14 protein-coding genes are annotated in these 19,020 nt (G+C 61.4%); all 14 read left to right on the top strand.

Features of this window, described 5'->3' with window-relative positions; all coding sequences use genetic code 11:
- Positions 1-121 precede the first annotated feature (121 nt).
- The 14 genes from NQ492_RS03720 to NQ492_RS03655 all read left to right on the top strand — a co-directional run bounded on the left by NQ492_RS03720 (position 122) and on the right by NQ492_RS03655 (position 18,778).
- Complete coding sequence (locus NQ492_RS03720) at positions 122-1,522, top strand: sn-glycerol-1-phosphate dehydrogenase (RefSeq protein ID WP_015547986.1); 1,401 nt, start codon at positions 122-124, stop codon at positions 1,520-1,522.
- Between the two features lie 110 nt (positions 1,523-1,632).
- Positions 1,633-3,081 (top strand): MFS transporter, encoded by a 1,449-nt coding sequence (locus tag NQ492_RS03715; RefSeq protein ID WP_044054598.1) that lies wholly within the window; start codon positions 1,633-1,635, stop codon positions 3,079-3,081.
- A 234-nt stretch (positions 3,082-3,315) separates the two neighbouring features.
- Positions 3,316-4,089 carry a DeoR/GlpR family DNA-binding transcription regulator gene (locus NQ492_RS03710; protein WP_015547984.1) on the top strand — a complete coding sequence of 258 codons (774 nt, stop codon included), beginning with the start codon at positions 3,316-3,318 and terminating at the stop codon, positions 4,087-4,089.
- A 347-nt stretch (positions 4,090-4,436) separates the two neighbouring features.
- Complete coding sequence (locus tag NQ492_RS03705) at positions 4,437-5,711, top strand: dihydroorotase (RefSeq protein WP_015547983.1); 1,275 nt, start codon at positions 4,437-4,439, stop codon at positions 5,709-5,711.
- A 2-nt stretch (positions 5,712-5,713) separates the two neighbouring features.
- On the top strand, positions 5,714-6,805 hold the full coding sequence (gene carA / locus NQ492_RS03700; protein WP_015547982.1) for a glutamine-hydrolyzing carbamoyl-phosphate synthase small subunit: 1,092 nt from the start codon (positions 5,714-5,716) through the stop codon (positions 6,803-6,805).
- Positions 6,798-9,980, top strand: coding sequence for a carbamoyl-phosphate synthase large subunit (carB, locus tag NQ492_RS03695; protein ID WP_015547981.1), 3,183 nt, complete (start codon positions 6,798-6,800; stop codon positions 9,978-9,980). Before carA ends, carB begins: the two co-directional genes overlap by 8 nt.
- Before the next feature lie 183 nt (positions 9,981-10,163).
- A complete protein-coding gene (locus NQ492_RS03690; RefSeq protein ID WP_015547980.1) occupies positions 10,164-10,904 on the top strand; it encodes a dihydroorotate dehydrogenase electron transfer subunit in 741 nt (246 codons plus the stop codon).
- 36 nt (positions 10,905-10,940) lie between these two features.
- The gene (locus NQ492_RS03685; RefSeq protein WP_015547979.1) at positions 10,941-11,852 is read left to right on the top strand and encodes a dihydroorotate dehydrogenase; all 912 of its coding nucleotides are present in this window, start codon (positions 10,941-10,943) and stop codon (positions 11,850-11,852) included.
- Between the two features lie 126 nt (positions 11,853-11,978).
- Positions 11,979-12,683: an orotidine-5'-phosphate decarboxylase gene (gene pyrF, locus NQ492_RS03680; RefSeq protein WP_015547978.1), complete on the top strand. Its 705-nt coding sequence runs from the start codon at positions 11,979-11,981 to the stop codon at positions 12,681-12,683.
- Between the two features lie 143 nt (positions 12,684-12,826).
- Positions 12,827-13,087, top strand: a complete 261-nt coding sequence (locus NQ492_RS03675) for a glutaredoxin family protein (protein ID WP_015547977.1) — start codon at positions 12,827-12,829, stop codon at positions 13,085-13,087.
- Positions 13,088-14,197 (top strand): S41 family peptidase, encoded by a 1,110-nt coding sequence (locus tag NQ492_RS03670; protein ID WP_015547976.1) that lies wholly within the window; start codon positions 13,088-13,090, stop codon positions 14,195-14,197. It begins immediately after the preceding gene.
- Between the two features lie 173 nt (positions 14,198-14,370).
- Positions 14,371-15,000 carry an orotate phosphoribosyltransferase gene (gene pyrE, locus NQ492_RS03665; protein ID WP_015547975.1) on the top strand — a complete coding sequence of 210 codons (630 nt, stop codon included), beginning with the start codon at positions 14,371-14,373 and terminating at the stop codon, positions 14,998-15,000.
- A gap of 358 nt (positions 15,001-15,358) precedes the next feature.
- Positions 15,359-16,444 carry an aspartate carbamoyltransferase gene (gene pyrB, locus NQ492_RS03660; protein WP_044054597.1) on the top strand — a complete coding sequence of 362 codons (1,086 nt, stop codon included), beginning with the start codon at positions 15,359-15,361 and terminating at the stop codon, positions 16,442-16,444.
- A 39-nt stretch (positions 16,445-16,483) separates the two neighbouring features.
- On the top strand, positions 16,484-18,778 hold the full coding sequence (locus NQ492_RS03655) for a GH92 family glycosyl hydrolase (protein WP_015547974.1): 2,295 nt from the start codon (positions 16,484-16,486) through the stop codon (positions 18,776-18,778).
- Positions 18,779-19,020 lie beyond the last annotated feature (242 nt).

The following is a 19,020-nucleotide window of genomic DNA, read 5'->3' as shown; positions in this document are numbered from 1 at the left end:
CGCTTTTGGCTGTCGAAAGGAAAATAATATCTATATTTGCCTTTGTTTTGGGAAACCCGGGAGCTTTCCTGCGGGTTTCGTTTGTGAAAAATTGGAAACGGTAAAATCAAGCAGATATTCTATGAATAAGGTAGAGAGCGCCCTTCAGCGCACGACCGACACCAAAGCGCTGGTGATCGGCGTCGGAACCCTTCCGCGGACGGCGGAGATGTTCAACGAGTTGTTTCCCGGCTGCCGCGCCGTCGTGGTCGCCGACACCAATACGTGGCGCGTCGCCGGCGGCGAGGTGCACCGCATCCTCGCCGATGCGGGGATCGGGCAGGACGAACCGCACGTGTTCGCCGATCCGAAACTCTACGCCGAATGGTCGTTCGTCGAGGAGCTGGACGGTGTGCTGGCTGCGACCGATGCCGTTCCCGTGGCCGTCGGTTCGGGCGTGATCAACGACCTGACCAAACTCTGCTCCCACCACAACGGCCGCCGTTACATGGTGGTCGGCACGGCGGCTTCGATGGATGGTTACACGGCCTACGGAGCCTCGATCACCAAGGACGGCAACAAGCAGACCTTCGACTGTCCTGCGCCGCTGGGCATGGTTCTCGATCCGTCGATTTCGGCGGCTGCGCCCGCCAGAATGTCGGCTTCGGGCTACGCCGACCTGATCGCCAAGATCCCTGCCGGGGCCGACTGGATGCTTTCCGACGCCGTGGGGTCGGAGCCGATGGACGATTTCGCCTTCGGATTGGTGCAGGACGGGCTGAAAGAGGCTCTGTCCGATCCCGCAGGCGTGCATGCGGGCAATGTGGAGAAGGTCGAACAGCTGGCCGAAGGGCTGCTGTTGAGCGGTTTCGCCATGCAGGCCACGCAGTCGAGCCGCCCGGCTTCGGGCGCCGAACACCAGTTCAGCCATCTGTGGGACATGGAGCACCTGAAATACAACGGCGCTTCGGTGTCGCACGGCTTCAAGGTCGGTATCGGCACGCTGGCCTCGACGGCCTTTCTCGAAATGCTGCTCGACGCCCCCGTGGAGCAGCTGGACATCGAGAGGTGCGTCGCTGCGTGGAAATCGTGGGACGAGACCGAGCGGGACATCCGGGCCATTTTTAACGACGATCCCGAATTCGTGGCCCGCGGCCTGAAGGAGACCCGCGACAAATATGTCGACAGGGAGGGGCTGCGCGACCAGCTCACGCGGCTCAAAAAGGCGTGGCCCGAACTGCGCGAACGCATCCGCCGGCAGATCATTCCTTTCGACGAGGTGCGCCGCCGCCTGGAACTCGTCGGGGCGCCTTATGAGCCCGAACAGATCGGCGTTTCGCGCACCCGTTTCCGCGAGGCGTTCGGGAAGATTCCCTACATGCGCAGCCGCTATACGGTCATCGACACCGCCTTCCGCTGCGGCTGGATGGAGGAGTGGCTCGACCGGCTGTTCGGCAAGGGCGGCGTCTGGGAGGTCGGAAGCCCTGCGCCGGGTTCTGGCGAACCGGCTCGCTCCGCCGCGGCTCCGGTCCCGGGCGCATAGAGCCGTGTGCGGCTTCCGGGCGATAAAACGGAAAAATCACGAAAATAATTTAGAATATCGCTCCGAAAGTTGTATATTTGGCTTCTGAAACTACTAACTTTCATTTCGAAATGACATCTGAACAAACCAAGCGCTTCAAGTATTGGCAGATGCGTACGATCATCGCGACGATGGTCGGTTACGCGCTCTTCTACTTCGTGCGCAAGAATTTTTCGCTGGCCATGCCCGGCCTGGAAGCCGATCTCGGCATTTCGAAGACGAGCCTCGGCATCTTCCTCACCCTGAACGGCCTGATCTACGGCTTTTCGCGTTTCGCCAACGGCATTCTGGCCGACCGCATGAACGCCCGCTGGTACATGGCCGTCGGTCTGGCGCTGTGTGCGCTGGCCAACTTCGCGTTCGGATTCGGCGAGGACGTCTCCTACTGGATCACGGGCGAGCATTCGGGCGACCAGTTCGGCAACACGATGATCCTCTTCATGGGCGTCATGTGGGTCGTCAACGGGCTGTTGCAGGGTACGGGATTCCCGCCCTGCGCGCGTCTGCTGACCCACTGGATTCCGCCTACGGAGCTGGCGACGAAAATGTCGGTGTGGAATACCTCGCACTCGATCGGCGCGGGCCTCGTGGTGATCCTCTGCGGTTACATCATGGGTACGCTGGGCACGAACATGGCGGGCGATCCCGACGCCGTGGCTTCCATCGCCGCCAACCTGGGCGTTTCGCCCGACGATGCTGCGGGCATGGAGCGCGTGATGACCTCCGCGGCGCATGTCGGGGCGTGGAAATGGTGTTTCTGGATTCCGTCGGCGATCGCTTTCGCCGGAGCCATCGGGCTGGTGGTTTTCCTGCGCGACACCCCGACCTCGGTGGGGCTTCCCGAACTGGAAGGAACCGAGACCAGGCAGGTGAAGACCGAAAAGAAGGGCGCCGAGCACAAGGCGTTCCTAATGAAATACGTCTTCAAGAATCCGCTGATCTGGATTCTGGGCTTCGCCAACTTTTTCGTCTACATCGTCCGCTTCTCGGTGCTCGACTGGGGGCCTTCGCTGTTGAGCCAGTCGAAGGGCGTCTCGATGTCGCACGCCGGATGGCTCGTGGCGATGTTCGAGATTGCCGGCATCCTCGGCATGCTCTTCGCCGGCTGGGCGACGGACAAGTGGCTCAAGGGCCGTGCGCACCGCACCTGCGTCTTCTGCATGGCGGGCGCCGCGCTGTTCGTCTTCCTGTTCTGGCAGCTGCCTGCCGATGCTCCGATCTGGCTGCTGTTCACGACGCTCTGCGCCGCAGGGTTCTGCATCTACGGCCCGCAGGCGCTGATCGGCATTGCCGCCGCGAACCAGGCCACGAAGAAGGCCGCCGCCACGGCCAACGGCCTCACGGGGCTGTTCGGCTACGCTTCGACGCTCGTTTCGGGTGTGGGACTGGGCTTCGTGGCCCAGCACTACGGCTGGAATTGGGCCTATGTCGGCATCCTGGGCATGGCCGTCGTGGGCATGCTGGTCTTCCTCCTGATGTGGGGCGCCAAGGCCGACGGCTACGAACCCGAGGCGGAATAAGGGAATCGAAGGTTCTGTTTTAGATGATGATACGGACTTCGGTCCGGAAGGGTCCGGCCCGTCACGGGTTGCGGACCTTTTTTTGCGAAATACGGAATCTTTTTTTATCTTTGGTGGCGTAACGACACTTTTATCAGTCGGAAGGTTTTGCCGAACCGTTAGGTAACCCGGGTGTGCGCCCGTCCGACTTTTTTTGTATCTTTGCTTTTGTAACACTTTAAATATCCGATCGATATGCTGAGCATTGCCGAACGGCACAAATACATTCTCGACAGTCTGAACAAGCACGGTTTCGTCCGGATTACCGACGTTGCCAACGAACTGGGCGTTACGAAGGTGACCATCCGCAAGGACATCAAGATTCTCGAAAGCAAAGGCCTGTTATATAAGGTGCACGGCAGCGCGCGTCCGGCCAATCCCCACGTTGCGGACCTCGACGTGCATGTGAAGGACAACATCAACCGCGACGCCAAGCGCCGCATCGCCCAGCGGGCGGCGGAGATGCTCGGCGAGACCGACTCGATCATCATGGCCTCCGGCTCGACCGTCTACGCCTTCGCCGAGGAGATCAAGATGCGCATGTGGCATCACCTGAACATCGTCACGCCGTTCCTGCGGCTGGGCGTGCTGCTGAACGAGTCGGAGAACGTCAACGTCGTGCAGCTGGGCGGCTCGGTGCACAAGAAGTCGCTGTCGGTGCTGGGCGAAGAGGCCGCGCGCGAACTGGACGACTGCATCTGCTCGAAGGTCTTCTTCGGGGTGGACGGCATCGACCCCGAGCACGGCATCACGACTTCGACGATCGACGAGGCGAAACTCACGCGGCGGATGATGCACGCCGCCTCGCAGGTCATCGTGCTGGCCGACTCGTCGAAATTCGGACAGCGCGGTTTCGGCCGCATCTGCGCGCTGGAGGACATCGACGTGATCGTCACCGACGAGCGGATTCCCGAACAGATGATCTCGATCATCGAGGAGGCGGGCGTCGATCTGATCATCGTCCGATAGCCCGCTCTCCGGGGCGGGCGGTTCCGGGAGCCGGGGCCTGCCGCGCCGGAAATCCGCGGACATGCGCCTTCCGCCCCGCCGCACGCACTCCGCATGCGGCGGGGCGTATACGGCATGTTGAAAAATTTTTCCGGAAAAAGTGTTGCAGAGGCGGCGAAAATGCCCTATCTTTGTGCACAATTATAGCGACACCTGAATCCTATGAATTGTAAACCCAACATAGCATCGGCGCAAGCGTTTTGGCAGCAGGATTACTGGTCGGGTTTCCAGTCTCCGACGGATTCGGGCATTATTGTTTTATTAGGGTAACTGTTTTGGTTGCCCTATTTTTTTGTGTCCAGCGACGAATGAAGACATTTTACACCAACGCGAAGATTTTCCGCAACGGTCGTTTCGAACCGGGGCTGATCGCCGTCGAAGGGGGCCGCATCGCGGCCGCCGGGGAACCGCGCCCGGGCGACCGGGTGGTGGACCTCGGGGGGCGGCACCTCGTGCCGGGGCTGGTCGACGTGCATGTGCACCTGCGCGAGCCGGGCTTCCCGCAGAAGGAGACCATTGCGACGGGTACGGCCGCCGCGGCCCGCGGGGGGTATACCACGGTCTGCTCGATGCCCAACCTGAACCCTGCGCCCGATACGCCGGCGACGCTCGGCGAGCAGCTGGAGATCATCCGCCGCGACGCCGTGGTGCGCGTGAAACCCTACGGTACGATCACGATGGGCCAGCGCGGATGCGGCGAACTGGTCGATTTCGCGGCCTTGGCCCCGCAGGTCGTCGGCTTCTCGGACGACGGCCGCGGCGTGCAGTCGGCGGAACTGATGGAGGAGGCGATGCGCCGGGCCGCGGCTGTCGGTAAACCGATCGTGGCTCATTGCGAAGTCGATGAACTGCTGCGCGGGGGCTATATCCACGACGGGGTTTACTGCCGCGAGCACGGACACAAGGGCATCTGCTCCGAGAGCGAGTGGCGGCAGGTCGGGCGCGACATCGCGCTGGCGGAGAAGACCGGCTGCCGGTATCACGTCTGCCACGTCTCCACGAAGGAGAGCGTCGAACTGGTGCGCCGCGCCCGGGCGAAGGGGCTGCGCGTGAGCTGCGAGACGGCGCCGCACTACCTGCTGCTGTGCGACGAGGATTTGCAGGAGGAGGGTCGCTTCAAGATGAACCCGCCGCTGCGGAGCCGCGCTGACCGCGAAGCGCTCGTCGCGGGCATTCAGGACGGCACGATCGAGGTCATCGCCACGGACCATGCCCCCCACACCGCCGCCGAGAAGGCGCGCGGACTGGCCGGGAGCGCCATGGGCATCGTGGGGCTGGAGACCGCTTTTCCGCTGCTTTATAAATACCTGGTGCTGGAGGGGGTGATCACGCTCGAAAAGCTCGTCGCCCTGATGTCGGCGAATCCCCGCCGGATTTTCGCGCTCGAAGGAGGCGTGGAGGAGGGCGATGCCGCCGATTTTACGGTGCTGGACCTCGGGGCGGAGTATGCCGTGGACCCCGGGACGTTCCTTTCGAAGGGGCGGGCCACGCCCTTCGCCGGATGGAAGGTGCAGGGCCGCGCCGTGCTGACGGTGGTGGGCGGCAAAGAGGTTTATGACGATAACTACGAATCAAACAGATAAGGATGAAAGCTTTTACGAAAAAAATTGTCTTGGAGAACGGCCGCGAGTTCTACGGATACGGTTTCGGCGCCGACCGCGAGGCCATCAACGAGATCGTCTTCAATACCTCGATGGTGGGGTATCAGGAGATCATGTCCGATCCGTCGTATACGGATCAGATGGTCGTGATGACCTACCCGCTGATCGGCAACTACGGTATGGCCGACGAGGATTACGAGACCAAAACGCCGACCATCGGCGGCATGATCGTGCGTGAGTACAACGACTCGCCGTCGAACTTCCGCTATACGAAGACGCTGAACGAGGTCTTCGAGGAGCACGACATTCCGGCCATCTGGGGCGTGGACACCCGCGCCCTGACGCGCATCATCCGCGACGAGGGGACCCAGAAGGTGCTCATCACCGACGTGGCGACGCCGCGCGACGAGGCCCTGCGCAAACTCGGCGAATACGTCATGCCGCGCGACATGGTTTCGCGTGTGAGCTGCAAGAAGCGCTGGATGTCGCGAGTCCCCAACCACAAGTACGACGTCGTGGCCGTCGACTGCGGCATCAAGTACAACATCATCCGTCTGCTGAACCGCGTGGGGTGCAACGTGACCGTCATGCCCTACAACTCCACCGTGGAGGAGATCATGGCCTTCCATCCCGACGGGCTTGTGCTTTCGAACGGCCCCGGCAATCCCGAGGACGTGACGCCGGTGATCGAACTGGTGAAGCAGCTCCGCGGCAGGCTGCCCATCTTCGGAATCTGCATGGGCCACCAGCTGATTTCGCTGGCCTACGGCGCCCGGACCTTCAAGATGAAGTTCGGCCACCGCGGCGCCAACCACCCGGTGAAGAATCTCGTGACGGGGAAACTCGAAATCACGAGCCAGAATCACAGCTACGCCGTGGATGTCGATTCGCTCGCCGGCACGGGGCTTACGCTGACGCACGTCAACCTGCTCGATGGCACGGCCGAGGGCGTGGAGTGCGCCGCCGACCGGGTTTTCTCGATGCAGTACCACCCCGAGAGCGCTTCGGGTCCGCAGGACAGCGCTTATTTGTTCAAGAAGTTCACAAAAATAATGGAGGAGCACAAAAATGCCTAGGAGAAAAGATATCAAGAAGGTTCTGGTCATCGGTTCGGGTCCCATCGTCATCGGACAGGCCGCCGAGTTCGACTATGCGGGTACGCAGGCGTGCCTCGCGCTCAAGGAGGAGGGTTACGAGGTGATCCTCGCCAACTCGAACCCCGCTACCATTATGACCGACACGCACATTGCGGACAAAGTCTACATGGAGCCGCTGACGCTGGAATACGTCGCTAAGATCATCCGCTTCGAGCGTCCCGACGCCATCGTCCCGGGGCTGGGCGGACAGACGGGTCTGAATCTCGCCGTGCAGCTGGCCAAGAAGGGCATTCTGAAAGAGTGCCAGGTCGAAATTCTGGGCACGTCGTTCGAGTCGATCGAGCGCGCCGAGGACCGCGAGCTGTTCAAGGAGCTGTGCGAGTCGCTGGGCGAGCCGGTGCTTCCTTCGCACATCGCCATGTCGATCGAGGAGGCTGTGGCGGTGGCCGAGGAGATCGGCTATCCGGTGGTGCTGCGCCCTGCCTTCACGCTGGGCGGCACGGGCGGCGGTTTCGCCGACGACGAGACCGAATTGCGCGAGATGATGCGCAACGCCCTTTCGCTCTCGCCCGTGCACCAGGTGCTCGTCGAGAAGAGCATCAAGGGCTATAAGGAGATCGAGTACGAGGTGATGCGCGACCGCAACGACACGGCCATCTGCATCTGCTGCATGGAGAATATCGACCCGGTGGGCATCCACACCGGCGACTCGATCGTCGTTGCCCCGAGCCAGACGCTCACCAACAAGGAGTTCCAGATGCTGCGCGACTCGGCGCTGAAGATCATCCGCGAACTGAAGATCGAGGGCGGCTGCAACGTGCAGTTCGCACTCGACCCGCTCTCGTTCAAATACTACCTGATCGAGGTCAATCCCCGCGTGTCGCGCTCCTCGGCCCTGGCGTCGAAGGCCTCGGGCTATCCCATCGCCCGCGTCAGCGCGAAGATCGCCGTGGGACTCACGCTCGACGAGATCCGGATCGCCAATACGCCGGCTTCGTTCGAACCGACGCTGGACTACATCGTGACGAAGGTCGCCCGCTTTCCCTTCGACAAGTTCTCCGACGCGTCGAACAAGCTCGGCACGCAGATGAAGGCCACGGGCGAGGTGATGTCCATCGGCCGCACGATGGAGGAGTCGCTGCTCAAGGCCGTGCGTTCGCTCGAAACGGGCGTCTGCCACATCTACCACAAGAAATTCGACAAGTGGTCGAACGACGACCTGCTCGTCTACATCAAGGGGGGAACCGACGACCGGCTCTATGCCATCGGCCAGCTGATCCGTAACGGCGTCGACCTGGCGCTGATCTACGACAAGACGAAGATCGACATGTTCTTCCTGGAGAAGTTCAAGAACATCGTCGAGTTCGAAAACGTCGTCCGCGCACACCCGATGGACGTCGAGACGCTCCGCGCTGCCAAGCGCATGGGTTTCAGCGACAAGTACATCGGTCAGCTGTGGGGCCTTTCGCAGAACGAAATGTACCGTCTGCGCGAGAAGAACAACGTCTTCCCGGTCTACAAGATGATCGACACCTGCGCCAGCGAATTCGCCTCCTACGTGCCCTATTTCTACTCGACCTACGAGGAAGAAAACGAGTCGATCGTCAGCGGGAAAGAGAAGATCATCGTGCTCGGTTCCGGCCCGATCCGCATCGGCCAGGGCGTCGAATTCGACTACTCGACCGTGCACGCCATCTGGTCGATCCGTGCGGCGGGCTACGAGGCCATCATCATCAACAACAACCCCGAGACCGTCTCGACCGACTACACCACCAGCGACAAGCTCTACTTCGAGCCGCTGACCGTGGAGGACGTGATGAACGTCATCCATCTCGAAAAACCGAAGGCCATCGTGGTGTCGCTCGGCGGACAGACGGCCATCAACCTCGCCGAACCGCTCGCCGAGCTGGGCGTGCCCATCATCGGCACGGACACGCAGGCGATCAAGAACGCCGAGGACCGCGGCTGCTTCGAGAGGATCATGGAGGAGCTGGGAATTCCGCAGCCCGAGGCCGAGGCCGTTACCGACATCGAGTCGGGCGTCCGGGCCGCGGCGCGCATCGGCTATCCGGTGCTGGTGCGTCCGAGCTACGTGCTGGGCGGCCGCGCCATGCAGATCGTCTCGAACGAGGAGCGCCTGCGCCACTACCTGCAAACCGCCGTGGAGATCGACGTGGACCAGCCGGTGCTGGTCGACCGCTATATCATGGGCAAGGAGCTGGAGGTGGACGCCATCTGCGACGGCAAGGAGGTCTTCATCCCCGGCATCATGGAGCATGTCGAGCATACGGGTATCCACTCGGGCGACTCGATCAGCGTCTATCCGACCTTCAGCGTGAGCCAGAAGGCCAAGGACAAGATCATCGACTATACGGTCAAGCTGGGCCTTCGGATCGGTATCGTCGGCCTGTACAACATCCAGTTCATCGTCGCCGGCGAGGACGACGTCTACGTCATCGAGGTCAACCCGCGCTCGTCGCGCACCGTGCCCTTCCTCTCGAAGTCCACGGGCGTGCCGATGGCCCACATCGCCACGCAGGTGATTCTGGGCAAGTCGCTCCGCGAGCAGGGCATCACGGAGGTCTACGGTCGTGAGAAGGAGCGCTGGTACGTCAAGGCTCCGGCCTTCTCGTTCGCCAAGATCCGCGGCATGGATTCGTATCTCTCGCCTGAAATGAAATCGACGGGCGAGGCCATCGGCTACGACGACAAACTGACGCGCGCGCTCTACAAGGCGTTGCAGGCCACGGGCATGCACGTCTCGAACTACGGAACGATCTTCGTGACGATCGCCGACCACGACAAGGAGCAGGCGCTTCCGCTGGTGAAGCGGTTCTACGACCTGGGCTTCAACATCGAGGCGACGACCGGGACCGCCGAGTTCCTGCGGGCGCACGGCATCCGCACCCGTACGCGCCGCAAGCTCAACGAGGGCAGCAACGAGATCATCGAGGCGCTGCGTCAGGGGCATGTCAGCTACGTGATCAACACCATCGACATCAACCAGCACAACACGCGCCTCGACGGTTACGAAATACGCCGCACGGCCGTCGAGAACAACGTGACGGTCTTCACGGCGCTGGAGACGGTGAAGGTGCTGCTGGATGTGCTGGAGGAGATCACGCTGCGCGTTTCGACTATTGATTCGAAATAAAATTCCGACAAGACGCCGGAGCCGTCAACGGAATGCGGACTAAAAGCGCGAGAAACGGGGCCGGTTTGCTTGCAAACCCGCGAATAGGCGCCCGTTTCCAGCGTTAGGTCGCATGAAGTAGGCGAAGGTGATCGTCGGCCGGTTTTGTGGCACTTTTGCCGGATCAAAAGTGCTGAAAAAATTATGTATAAGAAAGGCATCTATAAGATTCTCACGAACGAGCCCCTGACCGACGCGGTGTGGCGCATGACCCTCGCGGGCGATACGCAGTGGATCTCGGCGCCGGGGCAGTTCGTTAATATCGCGCTGGAGGGCAAGTACTTACGCCGTCCTATCTCGATCTGCGATTACGATAACCGCTCGATTGCGCTGATCTACAAGGTCGTGGGCGGGGGAACGGAGCAGATGAGCCGCATGCTGCCGGGCGAAACGCTCGACCTGCTGACGGGTCTGGGCAACGGATTCTCGACGAAGAACGACGCGCGGAGACCCCTGCTCGTCGGGGGCGGCGTGGGCGTGCCGCCGCTCTACAACCTGGCGAAAAAACTCCTCGCCGAAGGAAAACCCGTGCAGGTGGTGCTGGGCTTCAACACCGCGTCGGAGGTCTTCTACGAGGAGGAGTTCCGCGCGCTGGGCTGCGAGGTCGCCGTCTCGACGGTCGACGGTTCGCGGGGCGTCGGGGGCTTCGTCACGACGGCCATCGCCGAACGGGGGCTGGATTTCGATTACTTTTACGCCTGCGGGCCGCTGCCGATGCTCCATGCGCTCTACAACGCCGTGGAGCAGGACGGCCAGCTGTCGTTCGAAGAGCGCATGGGGTGCGGATTCGGCGCCTGCATGGGCTGTTCGTGCAAAACCAAATACGGCTACAAACGTATCTGCAAGGAGGGGCCGGTCCTTACCAAGGATGAAATCATCTGGTAAGAACAATTCACAATTCATAATTCAAAATTTACAATTATGACAGATACTTCGGTTGAACTCTGCGGCCTCAAATTGGACAATCCGGTCGTGCCGGCCAGCGGAACCTTCGGCTACGGCAACGAGTTCCGCGAGTTCTACGACATCAACATCCTCGGGTCGTTCTCGTTCAAGGGTACGACGCGCGAGGCGCGCTTCGGCAATCCCACGCCGCGCATCGCCGAGTGCGGTGCGGGGATGATCAATGCCGTGGGGTTGCAGAACCCCGGCATCGACGCCGTGATCCGCGAGGAGCTGCCGCGGTTGAAAACCTTCTTCCGAAAACCCGTCATCGCCAATATTTCGGGTTTCTCGGTCGAAGAGTACGCCTATTGCTGCGAGCGCATCGACAGGCAGGAGCAGGTGGGGCTGATCGAGGTCAACGTCTCGTGCCCCAACGTGCGGCACGGCGGCATGTCGTTCGGGACCTGTCCGGACGCCGCCGCCGAGGTGACGCGCGCCGTGAAGGCCGTGACGACGAAGCCCGTCTTCATCAAACTTTCGCCCAACGTGACGGACATCGTCGCGATCGCCCGGGCGTGCGAGGAGGCGGGGGCCGACGGCATCTGCCTGATCAATACGCTGCTGGGCATGCGTATCGACATTGCGCGCCGCCGTCCGGTCATCGCCAACACGATGGGCGGATTCTCGGGCGCCGCGGTCTTCCCCGTTGCGCTGCGGATGGTCTACCAGGTGGCCCGGGCGTGCCGGATTCCCGTGATGGGGTGCGGCGGCGTCACGACGGCCCGCGACGTGATCGAGATGATGATGGCCGGAGCCTCGGCCGTGCAGGTCGGGGCTGCGAACCTCGTGAATCCCTATGCCTCGAAGGAGATCGTCGAGGCGCTGCCCGGCGAAATGGAGCGGCTGGGCATTGAAAAGTTGAGCGACATAATCGGCTGCATCGAGTGATTGCGCGGCACCTTCGGCGTTTCCCTCGTCGGCTCCGACAGCCACATGCGTCGAATATGTTCTGCGAAACTCCGAATTTGCCGCACGCTGACCCGATGTGAAAAATAAATGCTAAATTTGTATATTATGCAACACGATGTAATCATAGCCTGCGACTTCAAGTCGGCGGAAGACACCTTCCGGTTCCTCGACCTCTTTAAGGACGAGGAGCGCAAACCCTTTCTGAAAATCGGCATGGAGCTGTTCTATGCCGAGGGACCCGCCATCGTGCGGGAGATCAAGCGCCGGGGACACCGGATTTTCCTCGATCTGAAACTCCACGACATCCCCAACACCGTGAAAAAGGCGATGGCCGTGCTGTCGCGGTTGGACGTGGACATGTGCAACGTCCATGCGGCCGGGACGATCGAGATGATGCGAGCCGCGCGCGAAGGCCTTACGCGCGAAGACGGCACGCGGCCCCTGCTGATCGCCGTGACGCAGCTCACCTCGACCAGCGAGGAGCGCATGCGGGAGGAACTTCTGATCGACGCCTCGATCAACGACACGATCGTGAAATACGCGCAGAACACCCGGGCCGCAGGGCTGGACGGCGTGGTCTGCTCGCCGCTGGAAGCCGGCATGGTGCACGGGGCGTGCGGCGAGGAGTTTCTGACGGTCACGCCCGGCGTGCGTTTTGCAGATGGCGACGTGGCGGACCAGGTGCGCGTCACCACGCCCGCCCGCGCCCGGGAGATCGGTTCCGACCTGATCGTCGTGGGACGCCCGATCACCGCGGCGGAGGACCCTGTGGCGGCTTACCGCCGGTGCGTCGCCGAGTTCGTCGGATAGACCGTGGTTCTGGTTGCCTTGTGGTCGCGATGCGACAAGCCCCGGCTTGAGGCGGGGGATCGGATTTGTAAACGCCGCCACAGGCGGCGAATACGGCATTCGGCTGCGTGAGATGGAACGATATTACAAAAATTGTTAATTCTATGAAACCGGTAAAACTTTTCTACCTGCGCTCGTGCCCCTTCTGCAAGAAGGCGCTGCGTTACATCGACGAGGCGCGTGCCGCCCATCCGGAGCTGGCCGCCGTCGGGATCGAGCTGATCGAGGAGTCGGAGCAGCCCGCCGTGGCCGACGCGTTCGACTACTATTACGTGCCCACGTTTTACGTCGACGGCGTGAAGGTCCACGAGGGCGGCATTTATCCCGAGGAGGTGGAGAAGATTTTACGTTCGGCGCTGGAATAAATGAGTGTCTTGCTGCGTGTTCTGCCGCTTGTCGCGGCCGTTGCCGGGCTGTTGTTGCCTGCCGGGGCGCAAGTCCCGGTGAAAGGCGGCGAAGTCTCCGATTTCGACTTCGCCGTCGACGTCGTGGAGCGCGCCTATGCGGGCTATCCGGACAAGACGGCGAACCGCGCGGCGGAGTACGGGGCGCTGAAAGAGCGGCTGCGGAGCGGGATCGCTTCGGGGCGCGACACGTATGACGCCGTTGCCGAGTATCTCGGCTGGTTCGACGATTCGCACCTCGGAACGGAGGGCGTGAGGGCTTACCGGCCCAAATCAATCCGCCGACCTTCGGATTACGCGGCACGGATGGAGCGTTATGACCCGCAGTTCACCCATTGTCGGGTGGACGGCGAAACGTATCTGATCCGTTTCCCGTCGTGCGACCTGAATGAAGAACAGACCGCTTGGGTGCGGACTGCCGTGCGGGCTTATCTGGCTTCGGGGTGTGAAAACCTGATCCTCGACATCCGCGGCAACGGCGGCGGGAGCGACAGCGCCTATGAACCGCTGCTCCGGCTGCTCTACGACCACGAAGGGGCGGAGGATGCCATGGAGTACCGCGTTTCGGACCTGGCCGTCGCCCACGTGCGGGAGTTTGCCGGAGATACGGAGCGTGGACGCGGGAAGATCGCACGGATGGAACGCACTCCGGCCGGGGAGTTCCTGACGGACGGACCGAAAACCTACCGGATACACTACGATTCCGTCTCGCCGCGGCCTCGCCGGGCGGGGCTGCTGATTGATGGGAAAGTCGGCTCCTCGGGTGAACAGCTGGTGCTCGAAGTCAGGGCCAGCAGTCGCCGCACGACCGTTTACGGGCAGGATAACACGCTCGGGTGCCTCGATTTCTCGAACTGCGAAATACTTTATTTTCCGCAGGACCCGACCCGGTGGATGATGCTCCCCACGACCCGTTCCTGCCGGGTTCCGGAAGGCCGCGGGATCGACTCCGCGGGCATCGCGCCCGATGTGCGCATTCCGCTGCCGCTGCCTGAAGTCCTGACCGACAACGTCGATACATGGACGTTGTGGGTCGCCGAAGATATGAAAACTGAAAAACGAAAAGAATAAATGGGTTTCCGCCCCGAAGTCTCCCTTTGCCAAAGGGAGATTTAGTGGGAATGTCAATATGAAATCGGCATCGCAGATGCCGTTAACGCAGGTTCGGCGGATTTCATGGTTGACACTCTTCCCATGGGGAGGGGAAAGAATGAAGAATTTTGCCGAACCTGCGTTCAAGTAAGATGGAGAAGAAAATTGCTAAAGACCTGCTGTCGATCGGCGCGGTGTTCCTGCGCCCCGAACAGCCTTTCACCTGGGCGAGCGGCATCAAAAGCCCGATCTACTGCGACAACCGGCTGACCCTGACGGCTCCTGTCGTCCGCGGCCATGTCGAGGCGGGCCTCGCCGAAATCGTCCGCACGAAATTCCCCGAAGCCGAGGTGCTGATGGGAACCTCGACCGCCGGAATCGCCCATGCGGCCATCACGGCCACGATCCTCGACCTGCCGATGGGCTATGTGCGCAGCGGCTCGAAGGACCACGGCCGCGGCAACCGGATCGAGGGCCGGCTCGAAAAGGGCCAGAAGGTCGTCGTGATCGAGGACCTCATCTCGACGGGCGGTTCGTGCATCGAGGTGGTTGAGGCCCTGCGCGAAGCCGGCGCCGAGGTGCTGGGCGTGGCTTCGATCTTCACCTATGGGATGCAGAAGGGGCTTGACCGCATGCGGGAGGCGAACGTTACGAATTACAGCCTTTCGAACCTCGACGCGCTGGTCGAAGTGGCCGCCGAGGAGGGGTATATCAAGCCTGAGGACAAGGCGCGGCTGATCGCCTTCCGCAACAATCCGTCGGACGAGAGCTGGATGCAATAATTCCGATTTTAGCGGGCGATTTTCGTCCTTCCCCGCTCGTCCCGAATGGGCAGTGCCTCATGTACAGCCCATCCGTGCCGATCACCGGGCAGGCTAAAAATCGCTCCCCTAAAATCAGAATCAGGGTTTGCCGCGATCGCCCGGCGCCTTCCGCCGATCCGTTGCGTGCCGCGAGCGGGAAATACCGACGGCGCAATGAAAGCGGAACAATGCGGATACCCGCGCAGCCAAAGTCTCCGCCGAGGCGGGGATTTAGGGGCGGGTCCGGTTTGCAAACACGGCGGAAGGCCGTGAATCGGGACCGACCGAAAAGAGGGACCGTTGAAGAATTTAAAATCCGAACTTCTATAAATAACTTATGCGACATTTGATTGATCCCACAGACCTCACGGTTGCCGAAACCGAGCAGATCGTAGCTCTGGCCGAGGACATTATCGCCAACCGCGCCAAGTACAGCGAGGCGTGCAGGGGCAAGAAACTGGCCACGCTCTTCTACGAGCCTTCGACCCGCACGCGGTTGAGTTTCACGGCGGCGATGCTCGAACTGGGCGGGCAGGTCATCGGCTTCTCCGACGCCAACTCCTCGTCGGTGTCGAAGGGCGAGACGGTGGCCGACACCGTGCGCGTGATCCGCTGCTTTGCCGACATCATCGCCATGCGTCACTTCAAGGAGGGTGCGCCGTTGGTGGCCTCGCAGTATGCGGGCATCCCGGTCATCAACGCCGGCGACGGCAGCCACGCCCATCCCACGCAGACGCTTACCGACCTCTTGACGATCAAGCGCGAGAAGGGCCGTTTCGACAACATGACGATCGGTTTCTGCGGCGACCTGAAATTCGGCCGCACGGTCCACTCGCTGATCAAGGCGCTGTCGCGCTATTCGAATATCAAGGTGATCCTGATCGCTCCGCAGGAGCTGCGCCTTCCGGACTACATGCTCGCCGAGATGGCCGAGAACTCGCGTCTGGAGTTTCGCGAGGTCGAGACCATGGAGGAGGTGATGCCCGAATTGGACATCCTCTACATGACCCGCGTGCAGAAGGAGCGTTTCCTCGACGAGGAGGAGTTCGACCGCGTGAAGAACAGCTTCGTGCTCAACCCCGAGAAACTGAAGACCGCCAAGGAGGATATGATCATTCTCCACCCGCTGCCGCGCGTCAACGAGATCACGCGCGCCGTGGACAACGATCCCCGCGCGGCTTACTTCCGCCAGGTCGAGAACGGAAAGTTCGTGCGCATGGCGCTGATCTATACGCTGCTGCGCTGGGCCGACGAGAACAGACCTTTCGAACGCACCCCGGTCTTCAGCGAACGGTATGTCGTGAACGAATACGAGTGCCCGAACCGCCGCTGCATCTCCGCCACGGAGGATGTCGACCGGCTGTTCCACCGTCAGGCGGACGGGACCTGCCGCTGTGCCTACTGCGAGGCGAAAGCCCGGTAGCTTGTCTTTTTACTCAATCCGGTAATTTGGAATAAAAAAATGAAGAACCTCATACTGTTGTTTTTTTCGGCTTTGGCCTGGGGCTGTTGCGAAACCCCGAAACACGAAATTTCGCTGCGCCCTTCTGAATACGTCACGACGCTCGTGGGCACACAGTCCGACTACTCGCTTTCGACGGGCAATACCTATCCGGCCGTGGCCCTGCCGTGGGGCATGAACTTCTGGACGCCCCAGACGGGCAAGATGGGCGACGGCTGGGCCTACACCTACGGATCGCACACGATCCGGGGCCTGAAGCAGACGCACCAGCCCTCGCCGTGGATCAACGATTACGGACAGTTTTCCATCATGCCCGTGCGCGGCAAAGACAAGGTTGATGAAAATGCGCGCCAGAGCTGGTTCTCCCACCAGTCGGAGACGGCGAAGCCCTATTATTACTCGGTCTATCTGGCCGACCACGATGTCGTGGCCGAAATGGCTCCGACGGATCGCGCCGCCGTGCTGCGCTTCACCTTTCCCGAGTCGGACGAATCGGGCGTGGTGATCGACGCCTTCGACCGCGGGTCGCAGGTCAAAGTCATGCCCGACAGCCGCACCGTCGTAGGATACACCACGCGCAACAGCGGCGGCGTGCCCGACAATTTCCGCAACTGGTTCGTCATCCGCTTCGACAAGCCGATCGAAAGCAGCAAGCTGTTCGATGGGGAGCGGGAAATCGCCGGTTCGTCGGTCGAAGGCGGCCATGCGCTGGCGGCGGTGTACTTCACCACCCGCCGCGGCGAGCAGGTGACGGCGCGCGTGGCCTCGTCGTTCATCTCCGAAGAGCAGGCTTTGCGCAACCTCGAAACCGAGGTCGGCGATGCCGATTTCGAGACGGTGAAAGCCCGTGCGCAGGAGCGCTGGGACGAGGTGCTGGGGCGGATCGAGGTCTCGGGCGGCACCGAAGAGCAGTACCGGACCTTCTATTCGTGCCTCTATCGCTCGACCCTGTTCCCTCGCAAATTCTACGAGATCGACGCCAAAGGCAATCCGGTGCATTACAGCCCCTACAACGGCGAGGTGCTGCCGGGCTATATGTATACCGACACGGGTTTCTGGGATACGTTCCGGTGTCTGTTCCCGCTGCTGAACCTGGTCTACCCGTCGGTCAACGCCGAGATTCAGGCCGGGTTGGCCAACACCTACCGCGAGAGCGGCTTCCTGCCCGAATGGGCCTCGCCGGGCCACCGCGGCTGCATGGTGGGCAACAATTCGGCTTCCGTAGTTGCAGATGCGATCCTGAAAGGAGTGACGCCCGCAGAGGATGTCGCCACGCTCTACGAGGCGATGCTTGCGGGACGCGACAAGGTGCATCCCACGGTAAGCTCCACCGGTCGCCTCGGACACGAATATTACAACACGCTGGGCTACGTGCCCTATAACGTGGGCATCAACGAAAATGCCGCCCGGACGCTCGAATACGCCTACGACGACTGGTGTATCGCGCAGACGGCGAAGATGCTGGGCAAGGACGAAGATGCGAAACGGCTGGAAAAGGCTTCGCAGAACTATAAAAACCTGTTCGATCCCGAAACCCGCCTGATGCGGGGCCGCAACGAGGACGGCACGTTCCAGTCGCCGTTCAGCCCCTACAAGTGGGGCGACGCCTTCACCGAGGGCAACTCGTGGCACTACACCTGGTCGGTGTTCCACGATCCGGAGGGCCTTGCAACCCTAATGGGAGGCAAAACCGAATTCGGAAAAATGCTCGATTCGGTGTTCGTCGTGCCGCCGATCTACGACGACAGCTACTACGGGTTCCGCATCCACGAGATCACCGAGATGCAGGTGGCCAACATGGGCAACTACGCCCACGGCAACCAGCCGGCGCAGCACATGATCTACCTCTACAACTACGTCGGCCAGCCGTGGAAGGCGCAGTGGTGGACGCGCGAGGTGATGGACCGCCTCTATTCGTCGAAGCCCGACGGCTACTGCGGCGACGAGGACAACGGACAGACCTCGGCGTGGTATGTCTTCTCGGCTCTGGGATTCTATCCCGTGTGCCCGGGATCGGACGAGTATGCGGTCGGCTCCCCGCTGTTCCGGAAAGCGGCGATCCATCTGGAGAACGGCCAGACCGTGGAGATCGACGCCCCGCAGAACTGCGCTGAAAACCGTTATGTGGGACGGATGACCGTCGACGGCAAGGTCACCGGGAAGACGTTCCTCGAATACGGCGAGTTGCTCGGCGGCGCCAAGATCGCCTTCGGGATGCAGCCGGAGCCAGACAAAGACCGGGGCGCGAAGCCCGGGGATGCGCCCTATTCGATGAGCCGGGAGGATTGTCGATAAATTGTCGATAGAATCTGTCCGGGAATTTTGAAAGTATGTCGAAAAGCGCTATTTTTGTAACGTTGTTTTTACAACTGTTAGGTTAATTCTCATGAATTCAGGCTGCAATATCGACCAACGCGAACGAAAGAAACAGCAGGGCCAGGCCGCTGCCTTCTATTTGCGGGCGTGTCAGCAGCAGATGCGACGTGCAGCGTCCCTGGGGCAGCAGATGCCTGCTCGTGGGGTGCTCGGATAGATAC

This window comes from Alistipes shahii WAL 8301, from assembly GCF_025145845.1.
In the GTDB taxonomy this organism is placed as follows: Bacteria; Bacteroidota; Bacteroidia; order Bacteroidales; family Rikenellaceae; genus Alistipes; species Alistipes shahii.
This window is presented reverse-complemented; position numbering and strand designations above follow the sequence as displayed.

Excerpts from the sequence above, each read along its gene's own strand:
- NQ492_RS03690 (WP_015547980.1), top strand. The coding sequence starts at position 10,164 with ATGTATAAGAAAGGCATCTATAAGATTCTCACGAACGAGCCCCTGACC.
- NQ492_RS03655 (WP_015547974.1), top strand. The coding sequence starts at position 16,484 with ATGAAGAACCTCATACTGTTGTTTTTTTCGGCTTTGGCCTGGGGCTGT.
- NQ492_RS03675 (WP_015547977.1), top strand. The coding sequence starts at position 12,827 with ATGAAACCGGTAAAACTTTTCTACCTGCGCTCGTGCCCCTTCTGCAAG.
- NQ492_RS03670 (WP_015547976.1), top strand. The coding sequence starts at position 13,088 with ATGAGTGTCTTGCTGCGTGTTCTGCCGCTTGTCGCGGCCGTTGCCGGG.
- NQ492_RS03685 (WP_015547979.1), top strand. The coding sequence starts at position 10,941 with ATGACAGATACTTCGGTTGAACTCTGCGGCCTCAAATTGGACAATCCG.
- pyrE (WP_015547975.1), top strand. The coding sequence starts at position 14,371 with ATGGAGAAGAAAATTGCTAAAGACCTGCTGTCGATCGGCGCGGTGTTC.
- pyrF (WP_015547978.1), top strand. The coding sequence starts at position 11,979 with ATGCAACACGATGTAATCATAGCCTGCGACTTCAAGTCGGCGGAAGAC.
- pyrB (WP_044054597.1), top strand. The coding sequence starts at position 15,359 with ATGCGACATTTGATTGATCCCACAGACCTCACGGTTGCCGAAACCGAG.
- NQ492_RS03720 (WP_015547986.1), top strand. The coding sequence starts at position 122 with ATGAATAAGGTAGAGAGCGCCCTTCAGCGCACGACCGACACCAAAGCG.
- NQ492_RS03705 (WP_015547983.1), top strand. The coding sequence starts at position 4,437 with ATGAAGACATTTTACACCAACGCGAAGATTTTCCGCAACGGTCGTTTC.
- carB (WP_015547981.1), top strand. The coding sequence starts at position 6,798 with ATGCCTAGGAGAAAAGATATCAAGAAGGTTCTGGTCATCGGTTCGGGT.
- carA (WP_015547982.1), top strand. The coding sequence starts at position 5,714 with ATGAAAGCTTTTACGAAAAAAATTGTCTTGGAGAACGGCCGCGAGTTC.
- NQ492_RS03710 (WP_015547984.1), top strand. The coding sequence starts at position 3,316 with ATGCTGAGCATTGCCGAACGGCACAAATACATTCTCGACAGTCTGAAC.
- NQ492_RS03715 (WP_044054598.1), top strand. The coding sequence starts at position 1,633 with ATGACATCTGAACAAACCAAGCGCTTCAAGTATTGGCAGATGCGTACG.